Annotated in this window: 22 protein-coding genes and 1 tRNA gene; 15 read left to right on the top strand and 8 right to left on the bottom strand. The window is 66.7% G+C overall.

All coding sequences use genetic code 11. From position 1 onward, the window contains the following. Nucleotides 1-55 precede the first annotated feature (55 nt). A complete protein-coding gene (locus tag J3R73_RS14710) occupies nt 56-868 on the bottom strand; it encodes a dienelactone hydrolase family protein (RefSeq protein ID WP_307428082.1) in 813 nt (270 codons plus the stop codon). 415 nt (nt 869-1,283) lie between these two features. Here J3R73_RS14710 and J3R73_RS14705 point away from each other — a divergent pair, with 415 nt between their 5' ends. Together J3R73_RS14705 and J3R73_RS14700 are read left to right on the top strand one after the other, a co-directional pair. Then, the gene (locus tag J3R73_RS14705) at nt 1,284-1,982 is read left to right on the top strand and encodes an outer membrane protein (RefSeq protein ID WP_307428080.1); all 699 of its coding nucleotides are present in this window, start codon (nt 1,284-1,286) and stop codon (nt 1,980-1,982) included. Nucleotides 1,983-2,194: 212 nt separating this feature from the next. Beyond that, nucleotides 2,195-2,539 (top strand): hypothetical protein, encoded by a 345-nt coding sequence (locus tag J3R73_RS14700; RefSeq protein WP_307428078.1) that lies wholly within the window; start codon nt 2,195-2,197, stop codon nt 2,537-2,539. Between the two features lie 151 nt (nt 2,540-2,690). Here the strand turns inward: J3R73_RS14700 and J3R73_RS14695 are convergent, their stop codons facing one another. Further along, nucleotides 2,691-5,078 (bottom strand): 2OG-Fe(II) oxygenase, encoded by a 2,388-nt coding sequence (locus J3R73_RS14695; protein WP_307428075.1) that lies wholly within the window; start codon nt 5,076-5,078, stop codon nt 2,691-2,693. 266 nt (nt 5,079-5,344) lie between these two features. Here J3R73_RS14695 and J3R73_RS14690 point away from each other — a divergent pair, with 266 nt between their 5' ends. From J3R73_RS14690 to J3R73_RS14680, 3 genes are all read left to right on the top strand, one after another. Further along, nucleotides 5,345-8,488 (top strand): UvrD-helicase domain-containing protein, encoded by a 3,144-nt coding sequence (locus J3R73_RS14690; RefSeq protein WP_307428071.1) that lies wholly within the window; start codon nt 5,345-5,347, stop codon nt 8,486-8,488. A 145-nt stretch (nt 8,489-8,633) separates the two neighbouring features. After that, nucleotides 8,634-8,723: transfer RNA gene (locus tag J3R73_RS14685), tRNA-Ser, on the top strand. Nucleotides 8,724-8,863: 140 nt separating this feature from the next. Further along, a complete protein-coding gene (locus J3R73_RS14680; protein ID WP_307428068.1) occupies nt 8,864-9,862 on the top strand; it encodes a sensor histidine kinase in 999 nt (332 codons plus the stop codon). A gap of 104 nt (nt 9,863-9,966) precedes the next feature. Here J3R73_RS14680 and J3R73_RS14675 read toward each other — a convergent pair whose 3' ends face one another. After that, entirely contained in the window at nt 9,967-10,866 is a 900-nt protein-coding gene (locus tag J3R73_RS14675; protein WP_307428064.1) for an AraC family transcriptional regulator, read from the bottom strand. Between the two features lie 93 nt (nt 10,867-10,959). Between J3R73_RS14675 and J3R73_RS14670 the strand changes: the two genes are divergently transcribed. Next, a complete protein-coding gene (locus tag J3R73_RS14670; protein ID WP_307428062.1) occupies nt 10,960-11,700 on the top strand; it encodes an SDR family oxidoreductase in 741 nt (246 codons plus the stop codon). Nucleotides 11,701-11,807: 107 nt separating this feature from the next. Here the strand turns inward: J3R73_RS14670 and J3R73_RS14665 are convergent, their stop codons facing one another. Next, a complete protein-coding gene (locus J3R73_RS14665; protein WP_307428059.1) occupies nt 11,808-12,464 on the bottom strand; it encodes a glutathione S-transferase in 657 nt (218 codons plus the stop codon). A gap of 112 nt (nt 12,465-12,576) precedes the next feature. Between J3R73_RS14665 and J3R73_RS14660 the strand changes: the two genes are divergently transcribed. Then, nucleotides 12,577-13,140: a TetR/AcrR family transcriptional regulator gene (locus tag J3R73_RS14660; protein WP_307428056.1), complete on the top strand. Its 564-nt coding sequence runs from the start codon at nt 12,577-12,579 to the stop codon at nt 13,138-13,140. Between the two features lie 75 nt (nt 13,141-13,215). On the opposite strand, the gene J3R73_RS14655 is transcribed toward J3R73_RS14660, so the two are convergent. Further along, the gene (locus J3R73_RS14655) at nt 13,216-14,148 is read right to left on the bottom strand and encodes an AraC family transcriptional regulator (RefSeq protein WP_307428053.1); all 933 of its coding nucleotides are present in this window, start codon (nt 14,146-14,148) and stop codon (nt 13,216-13,218) included. 100 nt (nt 14,149-14,248) lie between these two features. Here J3R73_RS14655 and J3R73_RS14650 point away from each other — a divergent pair, with 100 nt between their 5' ends. The 3 genes from J3R73_RS14650 to J3R73_RS14640 are packed head-to-tail and all read left to right on the top strand — an operon-like array spanning nt 14,249 to nt 16,685. Further along, the gene (locus J3R73_RS14650) at nt 14,249-15,244 is read left to right on the top strand and encodes an aldo/keto reductase (protein ID WP_307428051.1); all 996 of its coding nucleotides are present in this window, start codon (nt 14,249-14,251) and stop codon (nt 15,242-15,244) included. 28 nt (nt 15,245-15,272) lie between these two features. Then, nucleotides 15,273-16,307: an NAD-dependent epimerase/dehydratase family protein gene (locus tag J3R73_RS14645; RefSeq protein ID WP_307428048.1), complete on the top strand. Its 1,035-nt coding sequence runs from the start codon at nt 15,273-15,275 to the stop codon at nt 16,305-16,307. Between the two features lie 15 nt (nt 16,308-16,322). After that, the gene (locus J3R73_RS14640; RefSeq protein ID WP_307428046.1) at nt 16,323-16,685 is read left to right on the top strand and encodes a VOC family protein; all 363 of its coding nucleotides are present in this window, start codon (nt 16,323-16,325) and stop codon (nt 16,683-16,685) included. A gap of 285 nt (nt 16,686-16,970) precedes the next feature. Here J3R73_RS14640 and J3R73_RS14635 read toward each other — a convergent pair whose 3' ends face one another. Beyond that, a complete protein-coding gene (locus tag J3R73_RS14635) occupies nt 16,971-17,609 on the bottom strand; it encodes a TetR/AcrR family transcriptional regulator (protein WP_307428043.1) in 639 nt (212 codons plus the stop codon). A 279-nt stretch (nt 17,610-17,888) separates the two neighbouring features. On the opposite strand from J3R73_RS14635, the gene J3R73_RS14630 reads away from it, so the two are divergent. Further along, nucleotides 17,889-19,067: a TCR/Tet family MFS transporter gene (locus J3R73_RS14630; protein ID WP_307428040.1), complete on the top strand. Its 1,179-nt coding sequence runs from the start codon at nt 17,889-17,891 to the stop codon at nt 19,065-19,067. Between the two features lie 8 nt (nt 19,068-19,075). Here the strand turns inward: J3R73_RS14630 and J3R73_RS14625 are convergent, their stop codons facing one another. Together J3R73_RS14625 and J3R73_RS14620 are read right to left on the bottom strand one after the other, a co-directional pair. Next, nucleotides 19,076-19,561, bottom strand: coding sequence for a hypothetical protein (locus tag J3R73_RS14625; protein WP_307428036.1), 486 nt, complete (start codon nt 19,559-19,561; stop codon nt 19,076-19,078). A 403-nt stretch (nt 19,562-19,964) separates the two neighbouring features. Next, nucleotides 19,965-20,771 carry an SDR family NAD(P)-dependent oxidoreductase gene (locus tag J3R73_RS14620; protein WP_307428033.1) on the bottom strand — a complete coding sequence of 269 codons (807 nt, stop codon included), beginning with the start codon at nt 20,769-20,771 and terminating at the stop codon, nt 19,965-19,967. 208 nt (nt 20,772-20,979) lie between these two features. Here J3R73_RS14620 and J3R73_RS14615 point away from each other — a divergent pair, with 208 nt between their 5' ends. From J3R73_RS14615 to J3R73_RS14600, 4 genes are read left to right on the top strand one after another with little or no spacing between them, the layout of a single operon-like run. Continuing rightward, nucleotides 20,980-21,849 carry an ABC transporter substrate-binding protein gene (locus J3R73_RS14615; RefSeq protein WP_307428030.1) on the top strand — a complete coding sequence of 290 codons (870 nt, stop codon included), beginning with the start codon at nt 20,980-20,982 and terminating at the stop codon, nt 21,847-21,849. Nucleotides 21,850-21,861: 12 nt separating this feature from the next. After that, nucleotides 21,862-22,566, top strand: a complete 705-nt coding sequence (locus tag J3R73_RS14610; RefSeq protein WP_307428027.1) for an amino acid ABC transporter permease — start codon at nt 21,862-21,864, stop codon at nt 22,564-22,566. 18 nt (nt 22,567-22,584) lie between these two features. Further along, entirely contained in the window at nt 22,585-23,727 is a 1,143-nt protein-coding gene (locus tag J3R73_RS14605; protein WP_307428024.1) for an NAD(P)H-dependent amine dehydrogenase family protein, read from the top strand. A 3-nt stretch (nt 23,728-23,730) separates the two neighbouring features. Beyond that, nucleotides 23,731-25,296, top strand: a complete 1,566-nt coding sequence (locus J3R73_RS14600; RefSeq protein WP_307428022.1) for an amino acid ABC transporter permease/ATP-binding protein — start codon at nt 23,731-23,733, stop codon at nt 25,294-25,296. Nucleotides 25,297-25,484: the final 188 nt, after the last annotated feature.

Below are 25,484 nucleotides of genomic sequence, written 5' to 3'. Positions count from 1 at the left end.
CCCGGCACGCGATGAAGGTCGGTCTTTATGCTGGTATCGGGAGTGACAGCCTGCGTCAGGGTTTGGCGAAGCTTTCGTCGAGCCACTGGCGCATCAGCGCATAGGAGCGCGCCGCAACCTCCGCGTTGTAGCGGCAGGGACCGGTCGCGCTGGTTGCCTCGGTCTCGGTGAAGCAATGGACGGCATGGCCCATGACGGCGAACTGCCAGTCCGCCGGGCTCATCCGCATCTCCTCCGTGAACTTGCCGGCATCCGGCATCGTCAGCGGGTCGTCGGCTCCGTTCATCGCCAGCACGCGCGCCTTGATCTGCTTGGCCAGTTCGGGCCGATCGGTTCCGAGCTGGCCGTGGAACGAAATGACCGCCTTGACGTCGGCCCCGCTCCGCGCGAGGTCGAGCACCGCGCCGCCGCCGAAGCAGAAGCCGATGGCGGCGAGGCGGGCCGTATCGATGGGCGCATCCCCGGCCTGCGCCTTGAGTTGAGCGAGCGCATAGTCGATGCGCTTGCGCATCAGCGACCGGTCGGCGAGGAGCGGCGATACCGCCGCCTTCGCCTGGGCGTCGGAAGCCGGACGCACCGTGGCGCCATACATGTCGGTCAGCAGGATCACGTAATCCTTGCCGGCGATCATCTTGGCCTTGTTCACCGCGATATCGGTGAGGCCATACCAGTTCGGCACCATCACCAGGCCGGGACGCCTGGCTTTCGACGCATCGTCGAAGATCAGCATGCTGTGGAAGGCGGTGCCGTCCAGCGTCCAGTCGACAGGCCTGGCGACCATCTCGGCCGATGCGGGGCGGGACGAGAAGGCGAGCCCGCAAAGGGCGAGCAGGCAGATCAGGCGGATCGTTCGCGTGGCAAGTCGCATGGCGGCACCTCGAGCTGGGGATGTCCGAAGGCAGGAATCCGCGCCGGATCCTGCTTCCGCGGATAGGTTCGGCGAGAAGACAGGGCCCTGGCCTTCTCCACGCGGCGGAGGTCGCAATCCTGCGCCGGCTCGTTCCGCCAGCAGCGGCCCGAACCCGCTCCTTGCGGTGAACACCGGAAGGGAAGGAAAATTCGGGCCCTCTTCCGGCCGGCGGAAATATCGGCATATCGTCCGCGGGAAGCGAATGCTTTCCACTCACTTCTTCGCGAGCACCGGACTGCTTCCCCGGCATTCCGTCCTCGCCGCGCCGGCGCTGGAGCGATTGCGGGCGGTTTGGGCCATCTTGTGACTTTCGTGCCACAGACTCCACCGCGAGGAGATGGCATAAGAAGGCGGTATTTGGGGCCTGTGACTGATGAAGATTTTCGCTCTGGCCATCGCCGCCGCGCTGTCCCTCGGCTCGACCGCAGCGCTCGCCGCCGATCTCGCCGCTCCGCCCGCGGAGCCCCAGGCGCCGGTCGTGATGCCCTATACCTGGACTGGCTTCTATGTCGGCGCGCATGCCGGCTACGGCTGGGGACGCGAGCGCGACGACCAGAGCCATCTGTTCTCCCAGACCCCTCCTCCGCCGCCCCCACCGGACAAGCTCGACCTCGAGGGTTTCATCGGCGGTGCCCATGCCGGCTACAATTATCAGGTCGGCCCATTTGTCCTCGGTGCCGAAGGCGATATCGATTATGCCGCGATCACCGCCAGCGGGCCGTTCAGCTATAATGGCGGCACCGTGGTCGGAAATCTCCGGCTGAGGACCGACCTGCAGGGATCGGCCCGGGTGAGGGCCGGTTATGCGATCGACAAGCTCCTGATCTACACTACGGGCGGCGTCGCTTTCGCCAACGCCAAGCTGAGTACGAACGGCGCCGGCCCGAGCAACACGCATGTCGGCTGGACGATCGGCGGCGGCTTCGAATACGCTTTCACCGACAACTGGATCGGCCGTGCCGAGGTCCGCTACTCCGACTTCGAGAAGAAGAATTACGAGACGCTGTACGGCCCGGTGAAATCGGGTTGGAACCAGACCACGACGGAGCTGGGCGTCAGCTACAAATTCTGACCGTTCCTGCGGGACGGGCGTCTCCGGCGCCGCGATATCGTGTGGCCGTTCGATGTGCCCCTGCGGGACGCTTTCCCTTGCTGTTCAAGGAGTTCCGGCGATTTGATATCTCGCCGGATTAAGAAAACGTTCAGCAATCGTTCAGCCTGAAACCCTTAGAACCAACATACGGGTTTTGGGCAGGCTTCGAGAAGCTTCGTCAGGAGTCGATCATGTTACGGAAGATTGTTGCATCGGCGTTGGTTCTGGCCACGATCGCCGGCGCTTCGCTCGCGACGACGGGGAGCGCGGAGGCGCGCTACTGGCACCGCGGCTATGGTGGCTACGGCTACCATCACGGCGGATATGGCGGCAGCCTCGCCGGCGGCCTCGCGGCCGGGCTGGTGGGGGGCGTGCTCCTCGGCGGCGTGCTGGCCTCGCATGACCGCTATTACGACGACGGCCCGGTCTATTACGACGAGCCGCGCCCGATCTATGGCTGCCATATCGAGCGGCGCAGCGTGCCGAACGAATACGATCCCGGCTGGCATGTCGAGCGCATGCGCGTCTGCGACTGAGATTGAGTGCCGGCATCGGCGGCGATATCTCGCCGCCGCGCTGTGACGGACGGTTTCCGACAGTTCCCGTTTTGAGGAGAGGCTCCGCGGCATCGTTGCGGGGCCTCGTGCCTTCTGTGGACCCGGCCGCCATGTCGGGGCGGCGCGAGGCCTATGAAGGATAGAGACTCTCGATTTGCGCGAGGTCGACCAGGTCCTTCTTGCGCTGCAGGACCCTGCGCTCATAGCTCGCCTGGTTCTTGGTGCAGACCAGCGTATGGGGCGAGCCCTGCCGGAGCGTGGTGACGTCGACGTCGTAACGTCCCTCGCGGATCGTGCTCTCCACATGGCTGCGATCGGCCTGCACGGCCTTGTAGCTCCACGTCTGGAGCCTGGGATCGGCGAGGAAGCGGCGGAACAGGCTGCAACGTTCGCAGGAGCATTTTACCGCGCTGGGACGCCTCCAGTCGGCGGGCGGCGCCAAAGGTTCGGCGATCCGGGCGCCGAGATGAAGGGCACAGGCCGTGCGCAGACGCATCATCGCCGCCGAGCTTGCCGACCGGTCCAGCTTCAGGACGACAGGAACCAGCACCTCGTCGAGATCGTATGTCTTGGGCCAGGCGAGAAGAGTATCGACCGCAGCGCCCGCGAGCTTCGAATCGATTTGCGCAAGCGCCGTCACCGCATCCACGACGACGTCCGGTTCGATCGGAGCGGGCCATTGCCAGGACGGTATTGGCGGCTCCTCCGCGGGATCGCCGGGCAAGGCCGCGAGCAGACCGGCCGCTGCCGGCAGAAGATCCGCAGGTGGCAGGTCAAGGCTTCCATCTTCCGCCGCCCGGGCGGCCTGTACCAGCAGGTTGGCCGCGATATCGAGTGCGGACGGCGCGCTTTCCGTGACGATGCGCGTCAGCAACTCGATCCTGCGGCTGCGCGGCAGCCGGCGAACGGCCTGCAGCACGGCTTCGTTGTCGCCCCGCGAGAGCGCGCCGACGGAGACCTCGGCGAGAAAGCGATCGATATGCGCGACGTCGTCGAGCCTGCCGAGCAGGTTCAGCATCGTGGTGGCGTCGCTCGGCCCCTTGGCCGTGCTCCAACTCCGCTTCGGCCAGGTCGCCAGCATGTGCCCGGACAATTCATGTGCGAGCGCCCATGAAGGCGATTGAGGATCGCCGCCGCCGGCTGCCCACTGCTCGGTGAGATCGGCGAGATAGTGCAGGGTGTCCCCCAGGCTTCCCTGGTTGACGATCGCGAGCCGCCGGCTGTTCGGCCAGACCACCAGCGCGGCCTTGCGGTAGCTGCGTTCGAACGAAGCGCCTTCGTTGCCGGTGGCCTCGAAGAAGCTCTGCTTGTCCGGCACGAGGTCGTCGAGGGCGTCGGGCGGCGATACTTCCTCGGGATTGACGGGAAGGACGCCGAGCGCCGGAGCGCTGCCGTCAGGCCGACGCCACTCCGACAGGGTCTCGTGGCTCTCCATGACCTCGATGACGTCGAATTCGTCCTCTTCCGTTTCGTCGTCGTAATGTCGTCCTCGGCTGCGGATGCCGTAGCCGGTATATTCGGCGCTGCCGCTCTCCTCGATGGACAGCACGGCGAGATGCAGATCGCAGTGAGCGGCGCGGGCCGCCGCCAGAAGCGTCGCCGCTCTCGCAGCATCGGCTCCCTTCAGGGCATCGAAGGACAGGCTGGCCGTGGTATAGACGTGTTCGAGCGGGTAGATCAGCTTTGCTGGCGGACCGTCTTCCTCATCGCCCTCGCCCTCATCATCCTCGCCCTCGTCGTCCTCGTCACCATAGGCGTCTTCGTCCGACGGCTCGTCGTCGCGCCGGCGGACCGGGCTTTCGTCCTCGCTCCATCGGCGCAGCAGATCGGCCAGGCTGTCCCGTTCGGCCTCGTGGCTCGGCGGCCTGGGCGCATCGCCGGTACCCTGGCGCAGCAGGTTATAGACGAGGGCGAGCCGGCAGCCCGAGGTCACCGGCAGCAATTCATGCAGGCAATCGGCATAGAAGGCGGCGAAGGCCACTTCGGACGGGTCCTGGCCGTGCGGGTCGAAGCGGATTTCGCGGTCGCGATGGCGAACGACAAGTTCGCCGCCCGTATAGGCCGAGGGGAGCACGATGATGAGCGTCGCGAACATGCCGGGCGCTTTCTCGGTGTCGCGGTGGCTTACGAAAAAGCCGCCTTCATCATAGGCCAGGAGCTTGTAGAGTTCCGGCTTGATCGGGTCGCTCACGCCGAGGCCCGCAGCGACCCGGTCGACGATCTCCTGCAGGCTCCTCGCCCATGCCTTGCCGTGAATGTGGACCTTGCCGGCATCGATCTGCCAGCTCCGGCGTATATCGGTGTCGACCAGGGTCTGGTTGCCTCGGCCGTAAGGAGCCTGCTCGGCCGCGGCGATCAGAGCCTCGAGTTGGATCCTGGGAAACGGCAGCGAGATCGGCCCCACCCCTTCGATTTCCAGACCGGGCGCGAAGATGGTGGCGACGCCGGTGGTGCAGAAATCGCCGGGGCGCTGGACCCCGGCCAGCAACTTCGCCAAGTCGGCGGCAATTGATGACACGCGACAACTCCCTCCATGAGGCCGGCGGCAATCGAAGCCCTCGACGAACCCGGCGGCACGCGAATTGAACCCGGGAGGAGATATGACACGGCCGCGCCGATTCCGTCAGCGGCAGATCGTCGATGCCGCGCGGCCCGCGGTGACGTGGCAAGGCCGCGCCGGAGGCCGTTCGCGATGGCGTGCGGGGATGCATCCTCCGGGGACGAGGCCTATATGCAGAGGCGCGCCGCCCCGATCGGCGCTTCCTCACCTGCGCCGAAGCTGCCATGGCCTTTCACGCCGACCTGCACGTCCATTCGAAATACTCCCGCGCCACCAGCCGGGACCTCGATCTCGAGCATCTCGCCTGGTGGGCGGCGCGCAAGGGCATCGGTGTCGTCGGCACCGGCGACTGCGTGCATCCGGCCTGGCTGGCGGAAATCAAGGATAAGCTCGTTGCGGATGGCGGCGGCCTGTTCCGCCTCAGGCCCGATATCGAGGCGGATGTCTTCCGGACATTGCCGCCCTCCTGCCGCATGCCCGTCCGTTTCATGCTCTCCACGGAAATCTCGACCATCTACAAGAAGGGCGAGAAGACCCGGAAGATCCATCATTTGATCTACGCGCCCGATTTCGCCTCCGCCGACCGGCTGGCGGCGAGCCTGGGGCGGATCGGCAACATCGCCTCCGACGGACGGCCGATCCTCGGACTCGATTCGCGCGACCTGCTCGAGGTCGCGCTGGAATCGGGGCCGCATTCCTATCTCGTGCCGGCCCATATCTGGACGCCGTGGTTCGCCGCCCTCGGCTCGCAGTCGGGCTTCGATTCGATCGGAGACTGCTATGGCGACCTCGCCGAGCACATCTTCGCGGTGGAGACCGGACTTTCCTCCGATCCGGCGATGAACTGGCGGGTGTCCTCGCTCGACCGCTACCGGCTGACGTCCAATTCCGATGCCCATTCGCCCGGCAAGCTCGGCCGCGAAGCGACGCGCTTCTCCTGCGAGCCGGACTATTTCGCCATCCGCAGGGCCCTGGAGACGGGGGAGGGCTATGACGGCACCGTCGAGTTCTTTCCCGAGGAGGGCAAGTACCACATGGATGGCCACCGCGCCTGCGGCGTGCGGCTCGATCCCCGGCAGACCCTGGCGCTCGACGGCCGCTGCCCGGTCTGCGGCTCCCGCGTCACCGTGGGGGTGGCCCACCGCGTCGAGATGCTCGCCGACCGCAGCGAGGCGGATGCCGCGCCGCCGGCGACTGCGGGCGAGGTGTCGAGCCTCGTGCCCCTGCCGGAGATCCTCTCGGAGATTCTCGGCAGCGGCGTCGCCTCCAAGGCGGTCGACCAGGCCTATGCGCGGACCAGCGCCGCGCTCGGCCCGGAGCTTGGCATCCTCGGCACGGTGCCGGTGGAGGAGATCGAACGCGCCGATCCGCTGCTCGGGGAAGCCGTCTCGCGGCTGCGCGCCGGCACGGTGATCCGGCAGGCCGGCTATGACGGCGAATATGGCGTGATCCGCCTGTTCGAGGAGGGCGAGCTCAGCCGCTTCACGCGCGGCGAGCGCCTGTTCGAGGCGCCGGTGCACCGCCGGGTGCGCGCGCCGAAGGCGCCGTCCGGCGAACCGGCCCGGGTGGAGGCAGCCCTGCCGGCGGAGCCCCTTGCGCCGCCGCGGCCCTCCGGACGGTCCGGGCTCCTCGCCGCGCTCGACGACGACCAGGCCCGCGCGGCCGCGATGGTCGACACGGCGCTGGCCGTCGTCGCCGGTCCCGGTTCGGGCAAGACGCGCATGCTCACCCACCGCATCGCGCATCTGGTCGCCGAATGCGGCGTGGCTGCCGCCTCCTGCCTCGCCATCACCTTCACGCGCCGGGCGACGGAGGAATTGCGGGCCCGGCTCGCCCTGCTGCTGCCCGGCGAGGCCGCGGCGGTGGCGGTGCACAGCTTCCATTCCCTCGGGCTTTCGATCCTGCGTGCCCATGGTGCGGCCCTCGGCCTCGATCCCGGCTTCCGCATCGCCGACGAGGCCGAGCGCAAGGCGGCCCTGGCGACGGCGCTGGGCCTCGGCGACACCCGTGCCGCCCGCCTCGTCCGCGCCGTATCGGTGCTCAAGCGCACGGGCGCGGGAGGGGAGCCGGAGGAAATGCAGGCCCTCGCCACGCTCGACCGGCTCGGCCGGGAGCAGGGCTGGCTCGATTTCGACGATCTGGTCGCGCTGCCGGTGAAACTCCTGGAAGAGCATGCCGGGATCGCGGCGCTGTGGCGCGCGCGCTTCGCCCATATCCTCGCCGACGAGTTCCAGGACGTCGACGAGCAGCAATATCGCCTGCTGCGCCTCATCGCCGGTCCGGCGGGCAGGCTCTGCGTCATCGGCGATCCCAACCAGGCGATCTACGGCTTCCGCGGGGCGGACGCGACCTGCTTCGAACGCTTCGCCCGCGACTTCCCCGCCGCGCCGACGGTGCGCCTGGCGCGCAACTACCGCTCGAGCGGCACCATCGTCACCGCGGCTTCGCAACTCGTCGGCATGGCGCCGGACGGCATCACGCGCCCCATGGATGAGCCGATCGTGCTCCATGCCGCCGTCTCGGAGCAGGCGGAGGCCGACTTCGTGGCGAGGACGATCGAGGAGATCCTCGGCGGCCACGACCTGCTGGAGGCCGGCAAGGGGAAGCATCGCGGCCGGGGCGGCCAAGCCTCTCTCGAGCATGCCTCTCTCGACCAAGCCTCTCTCGGCTTTGCCGATTTCGCCGTCCTCTACCGCACGGACATGCAGGCGGCGGCGCTGCGGGACGCCTTCGACCGCGCCGGCATTCCCTACCGGAAGAGCTCGCCGGCGCGCCTGGCCGACCATGCGGGGGTGGAGGCGATCCTCCATCTGCTCGCCGAGCAGGGCGGGGAGGCCGAGGGGCCGGATCTGCCGGCACGCATCGCCGCCACCGCGCAGGCGGCGCGCTCGCGGGAGGAAGCCGGCCCTGCGGTTGCCGAGGCCAGGGCATGGCTCGCGTCGCTCGCGGCTTCGGCGGCCGTCGCGGGCGACGAGGCACGCCTGAGGGAGCAGGTCGCGCTTTCGACCGAGGCCGATTTCTACGATCCGCGTGCCGACCGGGTGCTGCTCGCCACCATGCATGCCGCCAAGGGACTGGAATTCCCGGTGGTCTTCGTCGTCGGCATGGAGGAGGGCCTCATGCCGTTCTCCTGGGGGCCGGCGGAGGAAAGCGGGGAGGCCGGTGCCGAAGAGCGGCGGCTGTTCTATGTCGCCATGACGCGGGCGCGGGACAGGCTGTTCCTCACCCGCGCCGCCGACCGGTTCTGGCGCGGCGCGAGGCGAGCGCTGCCGGCTTCGCCCTTTCTGCGCGACATCGGCGCCGAATTGACCGTGGTCCGCGCCGCGCCGCCGGCAAGGCGCAGGCCCCAGCAGTTCAGCCTGTTCTGAAGCGCCTCGGCCAGACCGGGTACCGTCCCGAGACGATCGAACGCGGCCGCCGGACGCCGCGTTTGACCCTTTGACTCTTCCGTCTTCCCTGCTAGACAGGCCTTCTTGCGCCACGGTGCCGACCCTGTCTCGCCCGTCCGGTGCCGGAAGGGTGGCCGAGTGGTTTAAGGCAGCGGTCTTGAAAACCGCCGTGGGTGCAAGCCCACCGTGAGTTCGAATCTCACCCCTTCCGCCAGTCAGTTCATCGAGACTCTTGATAAGGCGTAGCTATTTCAGCCTAGGCATTGACGGTCCTGACAATTACCTCACCAAGGTCTCGCCGCTAGCGCAACGGGGGGCACGATCTGCTCACTTCGTTGAAGACGGGAGAAGGCCATGCCATTCAGCGACGAAAACCATCCCCTGCGGGAAGCGCAAAATCTCAAGCGTGCCCTGAATGCCGCGGGCGTGGCGCTGTGGTCGTGGACGGTTGAAACCGACGCTTTTGCAATGGACGAGCGAGGTTTTGCTCTTTGGGGCCTGCCGCAAACAAAAAATGTGACGTTCGAGGACCTTTCTTCTCGCATTCATCCCGCGGACCGGGACAGGGTGCGCGCCGCGTTCGCCGCCACGCGGGCCATGGTGGGCGCGTATGAGATCGACTTTCGCATCCTCCTGGATGAAGAAATTCGATGGATTTCATCTCGCGGCCTCGGCAATGACGAAGGGCTGCACAAGGGGCAGATGTCGGGTGTTTTCCTCGACGTGACAGGACGCAAGCAGGCAGAAGAGGGGCACGAGCTTCTTGCCGGTGAGATGAGTCACAGGGTCAAGAATCTCCTGGCCATCGCGACCGGTCTTACGACGATAACCTCGCGCTCGACCACGACCGTCCATGAAATGGCGAAGGAGCTGACGGAACGCCTGGCCGCGCTCGGCAGAGCGCATGACGCTGTCCGCCCGCTGCCGGGCCATCAGGGCCGGGCCGCCTTGCTGGGTGATATCATCTCGTTGGTCCTGGCTCCCTACGACGATTCCGCTGCTTTCAGCGGGCGCGTCCGCGTTGCGGTTCCCCGGATGGGGGTGGGCGAACGTGCCGCCACGACCCTTGCGCTCGTCATGCATGAGCTTGCAACGAATTCGCTGAAATATGGCGCCCTCTCGATTGGTGCGGGTATGCTCGATGTTTCGGGGACGAACAGCGACGGTCACTTGTGCATCGTGTGGACAGAGCGCGGCGGCCCGTCGGTCGAGCCTCCGGCCGGCGAAGGCTATGGCAGCAAGCTGCTTAACCGCATCGTGACCGGCCAGCTTGGCGGTGTCATCAAAACGGACTGGTCCAGTGACGGAATCATTGTGACGCTGACGATCGACTCTGGAAAACTTTCGACTTAGGCCATGCCAGCCGAGAATTTACCCGTCTCGTAGACCCGCGCTGTCACACCGAGATTGGTGGCGTCTCGGGGATCACGGCGTTTGTTCACGTTCGCCTCCGCACTTCAAGACGAGCGAAAGGCATGAGCCTTCGGAGGCCGGCCGAAAGCGCGCTTGAAAGCGTGGCCGAATGCGCTCTGCGACGTGTAGCCGACCTGGCCGGCGATGCTGGCGACCGTGTCGTCTCCACGCGCCACCGCCACCCGAGCGATGGTGAGACGCCACGCGCGCACATAGGCGAGCGGCGGCTGTCCCACCCGGCGCGTGAACGCCGCGGAGAAGGCAGCACGCGACATGCCGGCCACGCCGGCGAGCCGGGCCACCGTCCAAGGCTGCGCGATATCCCCGTGAATGACGCGAAGCACCCGGCCCAGCCGAGGATCCGAGAGAGCGCCAAGCCATCCGATCTCGACCTGCCCGACACTCCCCGCATAGGCGCGGATCGCCTCCACCAGCAACACATCGGCGAGCCGGGCACTTACGATCCCGCTGCCGATGATGTCCCGCTTGGCCTCGTCATCCATCAACCCGAGGATCGTCGAAATCGCGCCGGACGCAGCCGAGGATCGCGGAACGAACAGGAAATCCGGCAGCATGCCGAGCAGGAAATCCGCATGCCCCGGGGCGAAGGTGACGGTTCCCCCGATCGAAACCGTCTCGTCGCCTCCGAGACGTGCCGTATCGCAGCCAGCGCCGTAGAAAGGCTGGCCATCGAGGGGCGGCAGCGCCGGGTCGCTGGCTATCGTATAGGCCGTGCATCCGAGCAGGCAGACATCGCCTGCGCTCAACAGTTGCGGCGGCCGCCCCGGCAGCATCATCCAGCCGGCTCCCCGCACGAGCGCCACGAATTTGAGGCGCTCGAGAGCGGGAAATGCGAGGGCCCATCGTCCCGCGGCTTCCAGCCGGGTGCGGCGGGTCACCCTTGCGCCGAGAACGTTGAGAACATCCGACAGCGGATCAGTCATCACTTTGGACGTTCACGACAAATCCATGGGCGTCTGAGCATAGTTCATCTTGGACCGGGTTGATATGCTCTTGGCTCAGTTCGATGAAGGAGAATGGCATTGGGCATTGAGGGCAAGGTTGTCGCCATCACCGGCGCAAGCAGCGGGATCGGCCAGGCGACGGCGAAGCTGCTTGCAGAGCGCGGGGCTTTTGTCGTGCTCGGGGCCCGGGGCGAGGAAGCGCTCGCGGCGACCGTGGACGACATTACCGCCGCAGGCGGCAAGGCCGCCTATAGGGTGACCGATGTCCGCCACCGGAGCCATCTTGAAGCTCTCGTCGCAGTGGCGATCGAGCGAGGTGGCCGGCTGGACGTCATCGTGAACAATGCGGGGATCGGGCCGATATCCCGTTTCGATGCGTTGCGCGTCGAGGACTGGGACGCCATGATCGACGTCAATCTGCGGGGCACGCTTTACGGCATCGCTGCCGCATTGCCCGTCTTCAAGCGTCAGCAGTCGGGCCACGTCATCAACATCGTCTCGACCGCGGGGATCAAGATCCTCCCGACCATGGGTGTCTATGCGGCGACCAAGAACGCCGTGCGGACCATCAGCGAAGCGTTGAGACAGGAAGCGGGACCACATCTGCGGGTCACCGAGGTTTCGCCGGGGATGACCTCGACCAACTTTGCAAGCTCGATAACCGATCGCGCCGTGAAGGAGGCGATCGGAGAACGCGTTGCCGATATCGGAATCCCGCCGTCTTCGATCGCCCGTGGCGTCGCCTACGCGATCGAGCAGCCTGCCGATGTCGACGTCGGCAGCATCGTCATACGGCCGACAGCCCAAGATTGAACGTCCGATCTCGGGTGACACCCGCCGATTGCCGCACGCCAGCAGGCGGAACAGGAAACCGCCGAAGCCCCGCCGCTGCTCTTGTTCGACCGGGCGGCGTCGGGATGTCAGGTCGCCGCCTTGGAGGGGGGGGACATCGTGATCCGGTTCCGGACGCTGGGACGCTGCTGCATCCGGGCGTACCAGGCACGCAGCGCCTCGCATTCGGCCGGCACGGGGAGGCCGACGAGTTCCGCGAAGATAAGGCCGCCGATGACGGCGATATCGGCCATCGAGAAGGCGTGGCCGGCAATGAAGGGCCGCTGCCGGAGCACGCTGTCGAAGTAGCGCATGCCGCGCACCGCCTTGTCGCGCTGGCGAAGCCCCCATTCGGCGTTCTGGTAGATCTCGACATCGGGGCCCAGACCCGGCGTGGCATGATGGAAATAGACGCTGATGGCATCGAGCAGCTCGATCTCGGCGCGCTTGCTCATCATGTGGATCACGCCCTGTTCGAGAGGCGTCATGCCGGTAAGGAGGTGGTCGCCGTTCAGCGCGTCGAGATATTGGGTGATCGCGGTGCATTCGGCGATCAGCGTCCCATCGTCGAGCTCCAGCACCGGCAGCGTGCCGGAGTAGTTCTTGGCGAGAAACGCAGGCGTCTTGTGTTCGCCCTTCCACAAGTCGATCGAAACGAAACGGACCTGCGATTGCAGCCTCAGCTCTCCGAGAGCGATACGGACGCGAGCCGGATAAGGCCCGGTATGCCAGTCATAGATCGTCATCAGCACTTTTCCAGATCCTCTACCTGCCACTTGATAGGCGTTGTATAGGCCTTCCATTCGGCCGGCACAACCTCTATCTGTCACTTGGTAGGGGCGAGCGGGGATTTGGCAGATGAGTTCGAATGCGAAGGAAGCGATCCTGTCGGCGGCCCGCAATGCCGCGCAGGCGCATGGGTATGGCGGCCTGAATTTCCGCGATCTGGCGGCTGGGGTCGGAATCAAAGCCGCCAGCATCCATTATTACTTCCCGAGCAAGGCCGACCTCGGCGCGGCCGTGGCCAGGCGCTATTGGGAAGACACCGCGGCCGAGTTGGAGAAGATGCTGGCCGAGACGCCGGATCCGCTCGCCTGCCTGCATCGCTATCCCGCGATATTCCGCCGAGCGCTTGAAAACGGCAATCGGATCTGTCTATGCAGCTTCATGTCCGCCGAATATGACGACCTGCCGGAACCGGTGAAGGTGGAAGTGCGGACTTTCGCCGACATCAACGTCGCGTGGCTGGGCAAGGTGCTGATCGCCGCGGACGGGGGGGACGTATCGGCGAGCAAAGCCCGCGCTCTCGCCATTTTTGCCGCCGTGTCCGGCGCCCAACTCCTGGCGCGGAGCCGGGCGGATGTCGGTCTCTTCGACAGCCTGATCGGCAGCTATCGCGATATGGGGCTCCTGCCGGGATGACGGGCAGAACGTCGCCAAAGAGTCGCGTCGACACTCGCTCACTGCAGGGCGAACTCTATTTGGGGCGCGCATTCGCTATGTCAAAGCGGGTGGCGGCATATGGCCGTCTCGGTAAGACTTGGGTGACCTGCGGTTCCACCGCTTGAACGCATGGCTGAAAGCGCTTTCGGACGTATAGCCCACCGAGCGCGCGATCGATGCCACCGGTCTTCCCGTCTCGTCCCGCAGGGCCTGCTCGGCCAGTCGCATGCGCCATTGAGTTAGATAAGCGAGGGGCGCGACGCCGGCGACGGTGCGGAAGCGCCCGGCGAACGTCGTCCGCGACATGGCACAAGCCGCCGCGAGATCTTCAAGGTGCCATGCGCGCGCGGGATCGTCATGCATCAGGCGAATGGCCGGGGCGATGCGCGGGTCGCCCAACGCTCGAAGCCAGCTGGCGCCCATGACGTCGGCCCCGGCGAGGTGAGCGCGCAAGATCTGGATGAAGAGCAACTGCGCGAGTTGGGCGGACGCGAGCTCGGTGCCGGGGAGATCGGACGTCCGCTCCTCTGCAAGGCGGTCAAGCAGCCACCGGAAGGTCACGGCCTGCGGTGAAGCCGCCCGCACATGGATCCAAGGCGGCAGAACGTCGGCCAGCAGCCGTCCGCTTGTGGGATCGAGCAGGACGTGGCCGCCTATATGAGTGAAGTCGCTGCCGTCGCCGAGCTGGACAGTCGCCTTGCCGGCGCTGGAGAACAGCGCCATTCCGTCGACGGGAGGGACCCCCGGCTCGCTCCCCAGCACGAAGGCCCGTGGCGCCGACAGCAGACCCACATCCCCGGTTTCAAATCGGATGGGCGGCTCCCCGTCGAGGGTCACCCAGCAATCACCCTTCACCACCGCAAAGAACTTGATCGTCTTTGGGACGGGAAAGCGAATCGCCCAGGGACCGCCCGCCGTGAATCCGCCGGTGACCAGCGTTTCGGCCCGCGCAAGTCGGAGAATATCGGAGAAGGGATCCACGCTCATTCCGTACTATCGAACAAGCATGGCGGACGCACAAGCATTCTAAGTACGAAGCGCTTTGCCTATCTTGAGGGCCATGCGGGCGCCGGAAGGGCAGGGTTCGATGATATTGAGCAAGCGGCAACTTGGACGTCAGGGCCTCACGGTCGGCGCGATCGGTTTGGGCTGCATGGGCATGAGCCAGTCCTATGGGCCGGCGGACGAGGCTGAATCGATCGCCACGCTTCATCGCGCCATCGAGCTCGGCGGCGATTTCTTCGACACGGCGGAAGGCTATGGCCCCTACACCAACGAGGAGCTTCTGGGGCGCGCCTTCCGCGACCGGCGGGAGAAGGTGATCCTCGCCACCAAGTTCGGCTTTCGCTTCGAGAACGGCCGCCAGCTCGGCGCTGAGACCGACAGCAGCCCCGCCGCCATTCGCCGGGCGGTCGAAGGATCGCTGCGCCGGCTGCAGACCGACCATATCGACCTGCTCTATCAGCACCGCATCGACCGCAAGGTACCGATCGAGGACGTGGCCGGCGCTGTCGGCGAGCTGGTCAAGGAAGGCAAGGTGCGCTTCCTCGGCCTGTCCGAGGTCGGGGCCGCCACGCTGCGCCGCGCCCATGCCGTTCACCCGGTCTCGGTGCTGCAGAGCGAATATTCGCTGTGGGAGCGCAATCTCGAAGCGGACGTGATCCCGGTCCTGCGGGAACTGGGTATTGGGCTCGTGCCGTTCTGCCCGCTCGGGCGCGGCTTCCTGGCCGGCGGGGTGAAGCGGGCGGAGGACTATCCCGAGGGCGATACCCGCCGCATCGACGAGCGCTATCAGGGTGAGAACTACGACGCCAATGTGCGGGCCGCGGAAGCGGTGTTCGACATCGCCCTAGCCAAGGGCGCCAAGCCCGCCCAGATCGCGCTCGCCTGGCTGCTGCACAAGGGCGACGGCATCGTGCCGATCCCCGGCACCAAGCGCCGCGCCTATCTGGAACAGAATGTCGCGGCGGACACCCTCCGGCTGACGCCTGCCGAAATACAGACGCTCGATGAGGCGCTGGCACCGGGCACCGTCTCCGGCAACCGCTACCCGGACTGGGTGATGGCGGGAATCGACCGCTGATCCGCAGGCGGCAACTTTGGAGATCACCATGGCTGACGAACGGGTGCTCGTGACCGGCGGAAGCGGCTTCATCGCGCAGCATTGCATCCTGGCGCTGCTGCAGGCCGGCTATCGCGTGCGGACGACGCTTCGATCATTGTCGCGCGAGGCGGAGGTTCTGAGCAATCTCAGGACCGGCGGCGCCGAGCCGGGCGACCGGCTGTCGTTTATCGCCGCCGATCTCACCGCCGACGATGGATGGGCGGCGGCGGCCGCCGGCTGCGCCTATGTGATCCACGGCGCCTCGCCGACGCCATCCGGCGATCAGGTGCGCGAGGAAGACTGGGTCCGGCCCGCGGTCGACGGCAATCTGCGCGTGCTCCGCGCGGCACGGGATGCGCGCGCGAAGCGCGTGGTGCTCACCTCGGCCTTCGGGGCCATCGGCGTCGGCCACGCCCCGCGAAGCCGCCCCTTCGACGAGACCGACTGGAGCGACCTGAACGGCCGTGTCGCGCCCTATCAGCGGTCGAAGACGCTGGCCGAGCGGGCATCGTGGGACTTCATCGCCCGCGAGGGCGGCGGGCTGGAACTTGCGGCCGTCAACCCCACCACCGTGCTCGGGCCCGCGCTCGGACCTGATTATTCGCACTCGATCCGGCTCATCAAGAACCTGCTGGACGGCCAGCCGGGCTGCCCCAGGATCAACACCTGCGTCGTCGACGTACGCGACGTCGCCGACCTGCACCTGCGTGCGATGACCGACCCGGCCGCCAAGGGCGAGCGCTTCCTCGCCGCGTCGGGCGGGAGCCTGTGGATGGTCGAGATCGCGAAACTGCTGAAGCAGCGTCTGGGGCCGGGCGCGGCCAAGGTTTCGACGCGTGTCCTGCCCAACTGGTTCATCCGCCTCATGGCGCTGGCGAACCCGGCGATGAAGGGCATCGTGCCGCTCCTGGGCGTCGACATGAACGCCAGCGGCGAGAAGGCCAAACGCCTGCTCGGCTGGAAGCCGCGCTCGCGCGAGGAGGCCATCATGGCGACCGCCGAGAGCCTCATCCGCCTCGGCCTGGTCAACACTCCGAAATAGAGTTGGGAGACGGTCATGAAGATCCTCGATCAAAGCTTCCGCGTCTATGCGGCAGCCGAGGCGCTTGAACCGACGATCGCCTTTTACGAGCAGCTTCAGGGCGTCCCCTGCGCGCGCCGGGTGACGATCACGGAAACGAACGTCGTCGCTGCCCGCGTCGGCAACGTCCTGATCCTGGCCGGCGACGGCGAGGCCATGACGGCCGCGCGGCAGGTGCACGGCATCTTCTACGTCGACGATCTCGACGCCTATGCCGGCTGGGTCCGGGAACAGGGCGGCACGCTGCTGCACGAGCCGCGCACCGTCACCAGCGGCCGCAACTTCACGGCCAGGCATCCCGACGGCCTGATCATCGAATATTTCGAGGCACGGTCGTAAAGCCCCGGAGAAGGCGGGCACCCTTGGTTGCGGCGTGCGCTGCGCCCGTGATGCCGGCGGTCGAACCGATATTGATGGCACTGCCGCGACGGGCCGCGAGAAGATCGCCCTGCGGGTCCGGCCGATGTGGCGCTCAAAGATGACGTTCTTTCCTCGCAAGGGGCGAGCACCGCATGGTCCGCCTTTCCGAGCCAAGGGGCAGGGGCGATGATCGAGTTCAGGGATTCCGATGGCGGCGGCCGCCGGCCCCGGCCGGTCGCTACCCGGATAAACATCGATCGTTGCTCAGGCGTAAGGGGTGCCCGCCATTGCAGCCTTCAGGCCGAGGGTGCCCCGATCGACGATGGCGAGGAAAGCCGCTTGCGCGCGCTCTGAATTCTCCGTCCGCCGAAAGATCCGGTGCGCCTCGAGAAAAGCCGTCGCCCAGGTCGCCAGCAGCAGGGCGGCCGCCAGGCGCGCGTCGGGATCGCCGGGATCGCGACCCGCGGATTCGGCGAGTGCCACCTCCACGACCGCCGCGAGTTCGTCGCGGATGGCCCGTGCCCGCGCCTTCAGCGTCTCGCTGCCCTCGATCGTCCCGACGAAGCTTTGGCTTTCGGCCGAAAAATCGACATAGGGCGTGCGCTCCGCGACGAGCCGATGCGCGAGCAGACGCAACGTCTCGATGGGCGCGACGTCGTGATCGCGCTGCCGCAGGGCGTTGCGCAGCATCGTCCGGCCTTCCTCGTCGCGATCGAAGAACATGTCCTCCTTGCGGGGGAAATGATTGAACACCGTCATCCGTCCGACGTCGGCGGCCTGCGCGATCTCGTCCACCGTCACCGCGTCGAAGCCCCGCTGCCAGAAGAGGCGCGTGGCGGTGTCGGAAATCGCCTGCCGGGTGGCGAGGCGCTTGCGGGTTCGGCGGTCGATCGGCTCTGACATGCGGCCTCGATAGCATAATTCATATACTGGGTACATATTTGTATTGACCTATCGCTGCCGGCGAGGTAGCCCAATATGTACCGAGTACATAAAATGATGAGTATGATCATGCATGCCGATCGCGCGATACGCCGGGCAGGAGAAACCCATGAAAGCCGTTGAGTTCAGCCGGTATGGTGGGACGCAGGTCCTGCGTGCCGGCTGCGGCCCAGGCGGTCGGCGCCGGAGGGTGCGCCGCCGACAGGCTCGTCCTTTCCACTGCCTGACGCCCGACCTGCCATGAAGCGATCCCTGGTCGTCATCTATGCCGCAATCTGCCTCGACGCAGTGGGAATCGGCCTGATCTTCCCCATCCTGCCGCGCCTGCTCGCGGAGGTGACGCATGCTTCTGATGTCGCGCCCCTTGTCGGCATCATGGCCACGCTCTATGCGGCGATGCAGTTCCTCTTCGCGCCCGTGCTCGGCGCCTTGAGCGACAGACTCGGCAGGCGGCCCATCCTTCTCGTTTCCCTGGCGGGCGCGGCGATCAACTATGGTGTCATGGCCTTTGCCCCGCAATTGTGGCTGCTGCTGCTCGGCCGGGCCATCGCGGGGCTGACGAGCGCCAACGTGTCGGTGGCGACCGCCTATCTCACCGACGTTTCGCGCGAGGACCAGCGGGCTCGCCGCTTCGGCCTCCTCAATGCCATGTTCGGCGCAGGCTTCATCGTCGGGCCTGTTCTCGGCGGAATGCTCGGCGATACCTGGATCAGGCTGCCGTTCATCGCCGCAGCCGCGCTGAACGCGGCCAATCTCCTGCTCGCGCTGTTCGCCTTGCCGGAATCGCATAGGGCGGCCCGCCGGAAGATCGATCTCGCCGCACTGAACCCGCTCGGCCCGTTGCGCTGGCTCGCCTCGATGAAAGGGCTTTTGCCGATCGTCCTCGTCTATTTCATTCTGGCCGGCGGCGGAGAAGCCTATGGTGTCTGCTGGGCCCTGTGGGGCGCGGACGCCTTTCAGTGGAACGGCTTGTGGATCGGCCTGTCGCTCGGCGCATTCGGTGTCTGCCAGACGATGGCCCAGGCGCTCCTGCCCGGCCCGGCGACCAGGCGGCTCGGCGAACGCGGGGCGATCCTTGTCGGGATCGCCTGCGCCTGTATCGCGCTTGTGGGCATGGCCTTCGTCACTCAGGGCTGGATCGTCTTCGCCATCATGCCGGTCTTTGCGCTCGGCAGCATCGGCATGCCGGCTTTTCAGGCGCTCGCCACCCGGCACGTCGACCCGACGCGGCAGGGCCAGCTCCAGGGCGTGCTGGCATCGACGGTGAGCCTCGCCTCCATCATCGCTCCGCTTGGCTTTTCGACCTTCTATCTGGCCGTCCACCTGCATTGGCCCGGCGCCATCTGGCTTTCGGTGGCCGCCCTGAACACGGTCGCGATTCCTCTGATTTTTCTGGGTACCCGCGCGCCGGCCGTGTAAAGTTCTGCTTAAGTCTTGGCCAGCATCCTGCAAAGGGAGACGAGCTGGGCGTCGTAATAGGCCGCCGAAGCCAGGACAGAAGCGCATCGCTTCTTCACCGCCGATCGGTCGGCGCCATTGACGCCGGTAAACCGGCCGACCGCGCTGGCCGCGTCCCCGGCATTGGTGGTCGAGCCCTGGCCGCCGGCCCCTGAACTCGATCCGCTGCTACCGACGCCGCCGACCCCGCTGCCCGCCGCGCCCCCGACCGCACCGCCCGCCGTGCCGCCCAGGCCGCCGACGGCTCCTCCCAGTCCGCCAACCGCACCGCCGACGGTGCTGCCGACACCGCCGACGGCGCCGCCGAGGCCCCCGACGGCACCACCCACCGCGCCGCCGACGGCACCACCGATGCCATGCTGCTGCGCCAGCGCGGGGCCAGCCGTGATGAACGCGATGGCCAGGCCGCCGAGGATCGCCCTGTTCCGATAATGACCCCGAATGGCATTCGTCATATCTCGGACTTTCCTTGTTTGAAACGGGAGCGCAATCTACGTCCCGCAGGGGAGGGCAAGAAATTAACACTCAACCGGACAGGACAAGTCTCGTGGCCGACTCAAATCCCAGCGTGAGCGGGACGAAGTTTCGTGACACGACAGTCATAACTCTAAGGAACGTATAAAGGACGCAGCCTTGCGACGGGAAACGCGGCTGCCCGCCGCCGGTTCCAGGCGATTTCGAAAGATCCTTCCTGGCGTTCGCGTCCGAAGCATCGAGCCGCCTGCCAAGCAAAACCGAGGCGGTTCCGGCGCAAACGGGCCGGCTGCCGGTCTGATATCGGGGCGGGCCTTCTCGGTCCCGACCGCCTGCGCACTTCTCCCGGCTTGCGGATTGCGGCGCCCGCGGAGCTTGGCGCTATCAGGCTCGTCCGTCGATATACCAGGTGGTCGTACTGCCGCCGTCGACGACGATGTTCTGGCCCGTCACATATCCGGCCGTGCTGAGATAGGCCACGGCCTGCGCGACATCCTGCGGCGTGCCCACGCGCTTCAGCGGAATGCGCTGGACCTCGGCGGCCAGGCGGGGCTCGGCCGTTCGCCAATCCTCGTCGACCTCCCGGATCGGACCCGGAAGAACCGCGTTCACTCGGATCTCGTGCCCGGCCCATTCCACCGCCATCTGCCGTACCGTCGCGAGGACTGCGGCCTTGGACGGGCCATAGGCGCCGTTGCCCGGATAGCATCGCAGCGCCGAGGCGCCTGCGATCGCGATGATCGAGCCGCCGCCGCCTTGCGCGATCATCTGCCGGGCTCCCGCGACGGCGAGATGAAGGAAGCCCAGGGTCTGGACGGCAAACACGTGGTTCCAATCCTCAGAGGCGAGATCGAGGAGCCTGCCGCGGCGCGAAGCTCCGGCGTTGTTGACGACGATGTCGAGGCGGCCCAGCCGTTCGACAACCGCCCCGACCGTGGCGTCCACCGAATCCCTGTCGGTCAGATCCATCGCGAAAGCCAGAGCCTTCGAACCCGAATCCGCCAGTTCCGCCGCCGTCCGTTCGGCGCTGCGGACATCCTGCGCGCCGGTGAGGGCGATCGAGGCGCCGAGCTCAGCCAATTGCCGGCAGATGGCGTTCCCGATTCCCTTGGCGCCCCCCGAGACCAGGGCGACCTGGCCCGACAGAGGCTTGCGCCCCGATGGAGATCCGGCATCGTCGTGGCACCTCACTGCGGCCGCTCCTTCCGTCACGGGTGGGGTCGGGACTTTTCCTGATATTTTACGGGGCGTCCATTTAAAATATCAGACGGCGGCGGGCGGGATCTTCCGCGCTTGACGCAGCCGCGGAGAGCAATGCAATATCTAGAAAGATAAATTGTGATATTTCACAATGCATCTGATTTGCGGCGGATCTGGCGGGAGATAGAGGATGCCCTTAATGTCGAGTTCGATGCGCGGCGTGATCGCGGCTCTTCTTGTGTGTTCGAGCGCTGTCCTCGCCTGCGCGCAGGACGGAAAATTGCCGGCCGATGCGCTGATCACGCCGGGCAAGATCCAGTTCGCCGCCGATTTCGCGGCCGCGCCCAATCAGTTTCTCAAGCCGGACGGAAGCAAGGACGGCCTCGATGTCGACATGTGCGGCGGCGTCGCCGCCAAGATGAAGCTCGATATCGACTGGACGAACCTGTCTTTCCCCGGCCTGGTCCCGGGCCTGCAGGGCAAGCGCTATGATGCGCTGTGCACCGCTATCTTCATCACGCCGCAGCGGCTCGAGGTCATGAACATGATCCCCTATGTGCAATGGGGCGAGGGGCTGATGGTGCCGGCCGGCACCCCCCTCGGCATTGCCTGTCCGTTCAAGCTGGGCGATGACGGCTCCTACAGCGCCTGCTTCGACAAGCTCGCCGGCAGGACCGTCGCGGTGGCGGCGGCCGGGACGACCAACAAGAACCTGAAGGCGCAGAGCGACCGCATGGCGGCCAAGGGCCTCGCCTCGATCGATATCCGGGCGTTCGACACCAATTCGGATGCGATCCAGGCCCTGGAGAGCGGGCAGGCGGACGCCGCCTATCTGAATGATCCGCAGGCTCACTTCTATATGACGGCCCATCCCGGCAAGTATCGCATGGCCTTCGAGAACAACAAGGCCAACAGGCTCGCGATCGCCACCCTCAAGGATGATCTGCCCCTTGCCGTCGCCATCAAGGCGGCGCTGGACGCCATGAAGGCGGACGGTTCCTACCAGGCGATCATCCGCAAATGGGGGCTGGCGGAAGTGAGCGACTTTTCACTCGCGGCCGCACCGTAACGGCCCGGGGCGATGGCCTGGTCCTGGCACATCTTCTTCACCTATCTGCTCGACCCGACTTTCGCGCGGGCGGCGCTCGTCACGCTGGCGATCGCCGCCGTGGCCCAGGCGATCGGCGTGGCGATCGGCCTCGTGCTGGCCCTGTTCAGCCTGTCGCATCTTGCGGTCCTGCGCTGGCTCGCGGCCGCCTATATCTGGCTCTGGCGCGGGACCCCTCCGCTGATCCAGCTCGTGCTGCTCTATTTCGGCCTGCCGCAGCTCGGCATCCGGCTCGGCGTTCTCGAGGCGGGTCTGATCGGGCTCGGCTGCTATTCGGCCTCCTATATCGCCGAAATCATCCGGGCGGGGGTCCAGTCGATCGACGCGGGGCAGACGGCAGCCGCCCGCTCCATCGGCTTCAGCCGGCTGGGCACCCTGCGGTGGATCATCCTCCCGCAGGCGGTCCGCGTCATCCTGCCCCCCTTCGGCAATGAATTCGCCAGCATGATGCGCTCCACGTCGCTGCTTTCGGTGATCTCGTTCGAGGAATTGCTGCGCGTCACGACACTCGCCATCAACGATACGTTCCGGCCGATCGAACTCTATTCCGTCGCCGCCTGTTATTACCTGCTGCTCTACACGAGCTGGACCCTGATCCAGCAGCGCCTCGAGGGTGCCGCCGCTTTCGGTGCGGTGCGCCGGCCCCAAAGCCTCTCGATCATCCCCGACCCCGCCTGAACCGACGCGAGATTGCCTGTGATCATCCAGCCTGAACCATCCTCCCGTGCCACCACCATCGTGCTGTTCGGATTGGGGGCGATGGGCTCCCTCGTGATCCGCTGCCTGATGCTCGACCATCCCCGGCTGCGCGTCGTCGGCGCCGTCGATCACGCGCCCGAGAAGGTCGGCCGCCGCCTCGGCGATCTCTATGCGGGGCTCGACAACGGCGCGGACGTCGCGGTGGCGCGGACACTCGACGAATGCCTGGCAGCGCTGCCCGAGATCCCCGATCTTCTCCTGCACATGACGGAATCGGGCCTGGACGTCATCGAGGAGCAGCTCATGGCGCCGCTGCGTCGCGGCATCAACGTCGTTTCGGCCTCGGAAGCCATGTGGCATCCGCTGCTGCGCTTTCCCCAGATATCGCAACGCCTGGATGCGGCGGCGAAGGCCGGCGGCGTCACCATCACGGGCTGCGGCATCAATCCGGGCTTCGTCTATGACAGCCTGCCGCTGCTGCTGTCGCGCGCCACGGGCGCCGTGCGCTCGATAAGGATCACCCGCACCATCGACGTGACCGGTACCGGACCGGGCGATATCGAGCATGTCGGCTATGGCCTGACCTTGGCCGAGTTCGAAGCCGGGATCGCGGCAGGCCGGATCGTCGGCCACATGGGAGCACCCGAATCCGTGGCCATGCTGGCCGAGCGGCTCGACATGCCCTTGGACCGCATCGAGGAACATTGGGATACGGAGGCCGCCGATTTCCCGGTGGAGTCCGGCTCCGAGGCGCTCGGCATGATCGAGCCCGGCCGCGTCATCGGCATCACCCAATATTGCCGCGGCTTTGCCGGCAGCCGCGAGATCATCTCGACACGCCTGCAGATGTATTACCAGCCGGAGCGATTCGGGCTGGTCGAGGCGGATGAGATCGTCATCGACGGGTCCCTGCCGATCCACATGACGATCAAGCCCGCGCTGGCGTCCCTCTTCGGCGCGGCCAACGTCATCGTCAGCGCGGTGCAGAATGTGGTCGATGCGGCTCCCGGCCTGGTGAACGTGCTCGACCTGCCGGTCGCCGGAGCCCGGCGGGCAGGCTGGCAGGCCATCCTCGACCCCGCCAAATCCGGCCGGCCCGGCAAGGTCTGGATCGCCCGGCAGCCCAGCGGCCGGGCGTGAACGGTGGGCGCCTTCGACCCGCACCTGTTCCTGGCGCTGGTCCTCTCGCCGCTGCTCGTCCGTGCTGCCTGGGTGACGCTATGGGTGGCGGCGGCATCGCAGGCGATCGGCATAGCGATCGGGCTCGGCGCAGGTGCGATGCTGCTGGCCGGGCATCGCCTGCCGCGCGCCGTCGCCTGGACCTATTCCTGGCTCTTCCGCGGAACGCCGTTGCTGGCGCAGATCTTGTTCTTCTATGCCGTGCTGCCCCAGCTCGATGTCCACCTCGACATCGTGGCGACGGGATTGCTCGCCATGGGCCTCAACGAAGGCGCGCGGATGGGCGAGATCGTGCGCGCCGGGCTGATGTCGGTGCCGGGAGAGCAGCGCGAGGCCGCCGCCGCCCTCGGCCTGCATCGCTGGCAGGGCTTCGTGTTGATCGTGGTGCCGCAGGCGCTCCGGGCCGCATTGCCGGCGGTCGGCAATAATTTCAGCTACATGATCAAGGCGACGTCGCTCCTGTCGGTGATCGCCTTCGCGGAATTGCTGCGAACTTCGCAGCAGCTCGCGCAGTCGCTGTCGCGGCCCCTCGAAGTCTATTGCGCGGCCGCCGCCTGGTATCTGGTGCTGATCTCGGCCTGGACCACGATCCAGCACATGATGGAGCGGCGTCTGGCACGGGCGGACGCCGGCGGGCGGGCCGCGCCGACAGCGCGGCGCGGCACCGAGCATTCGCAGCTCGCCGCCGGGCGGCTTCTCCCGCGCGAGGAACCGGGCGGCCCGGCACGCGATGCCGTCATCGCCGCGCGCGGGCTGTCGAAGCGCATGGGCGGGATGCCGGTGCTGGACGGGATCGATCTCGTCGTCCGGCGGGGAGAAGTGGTCGTGATCGTCGGTCCGTCCGGCTCGGGCAAGAGCACGCTGCTGCGCGCCCTCAACTGGTTGGATCCGCCCGACAGCGGGCGGGTCGAGATCGAGGGCCGCGACATCGCGTTCCGTTCAAGCCGGTCCGGCCGGCCGGTGCCGAGACGGGCGGCGGAGATCGACCGCCAGCGTCAGCGCATCGGCATGGTGTTCCAGCGCTTCAACCTGTTTCCGCATATGACGGCCTGCGACAACGTGGCCGTCGGCCTGCGCCGCCTTCGCGGCACGAAAATGCAGGCGGCACGGGCCAGGGCTCTCGACTTGCTGGCGCGGTTCGGCCTGCAGGACAAAGCCGCCGCTTTCCCGCACGAGCTTTCGGGCGGCCAGCGCCAACGCGTGGCGATCGCCCGCGCCCTTGCGATGGACCCCATTGCGCTGCTCTTCGACGAGCCCACCTCCGCGCTCGACCCGGAGACCGTCAAGGAAGTCCTCGATGCGATGGAAGACCTGGCGCGGACGGGCACGACGATGATCGTGGTGACGCATGAACTCGGCTTCGCCCGCCGGGTTGCCGACCGTATCGTCGTGATGGAGCAGGGGCGGATCGTGGCTGAAGCCTCCCCGCGCAGCGATCGGCGGAAGGGGGATGAGGCCGCCGCAGCCCCCGGCGCGGCCGCGATCGCCGTCGGCCCGGCGAATCCGGGGCCGTTGCCCGGCAGGATCTGAGCGAGCCGCCGCTCTCTCTTCAGCCCGGCATATTCCATTTGGACCGATCGGAGGATCGTTTTAGGTATCACTGTCCGGCGAAGACTTGTTTTCGGTGAAAAATATGCTGTTCGCCGGGACTTAGACTTGTGCAAGCATTCCAGTTTTATATATGGTTATCAGGAGTAATACTGAGGTCTTTGACAGAG

Source organism: Labrys monachus (genome assembly GCF_030814655.1).
Lineage (GTDB): Bacteria > Pseudomonadota > Alphaproteobacteria > Rhizobiales > Labraceae > Labrys > Labrys monacha.
This window is presented reverse-complemented; position numbering and strand designations above follow the sequence as displayed.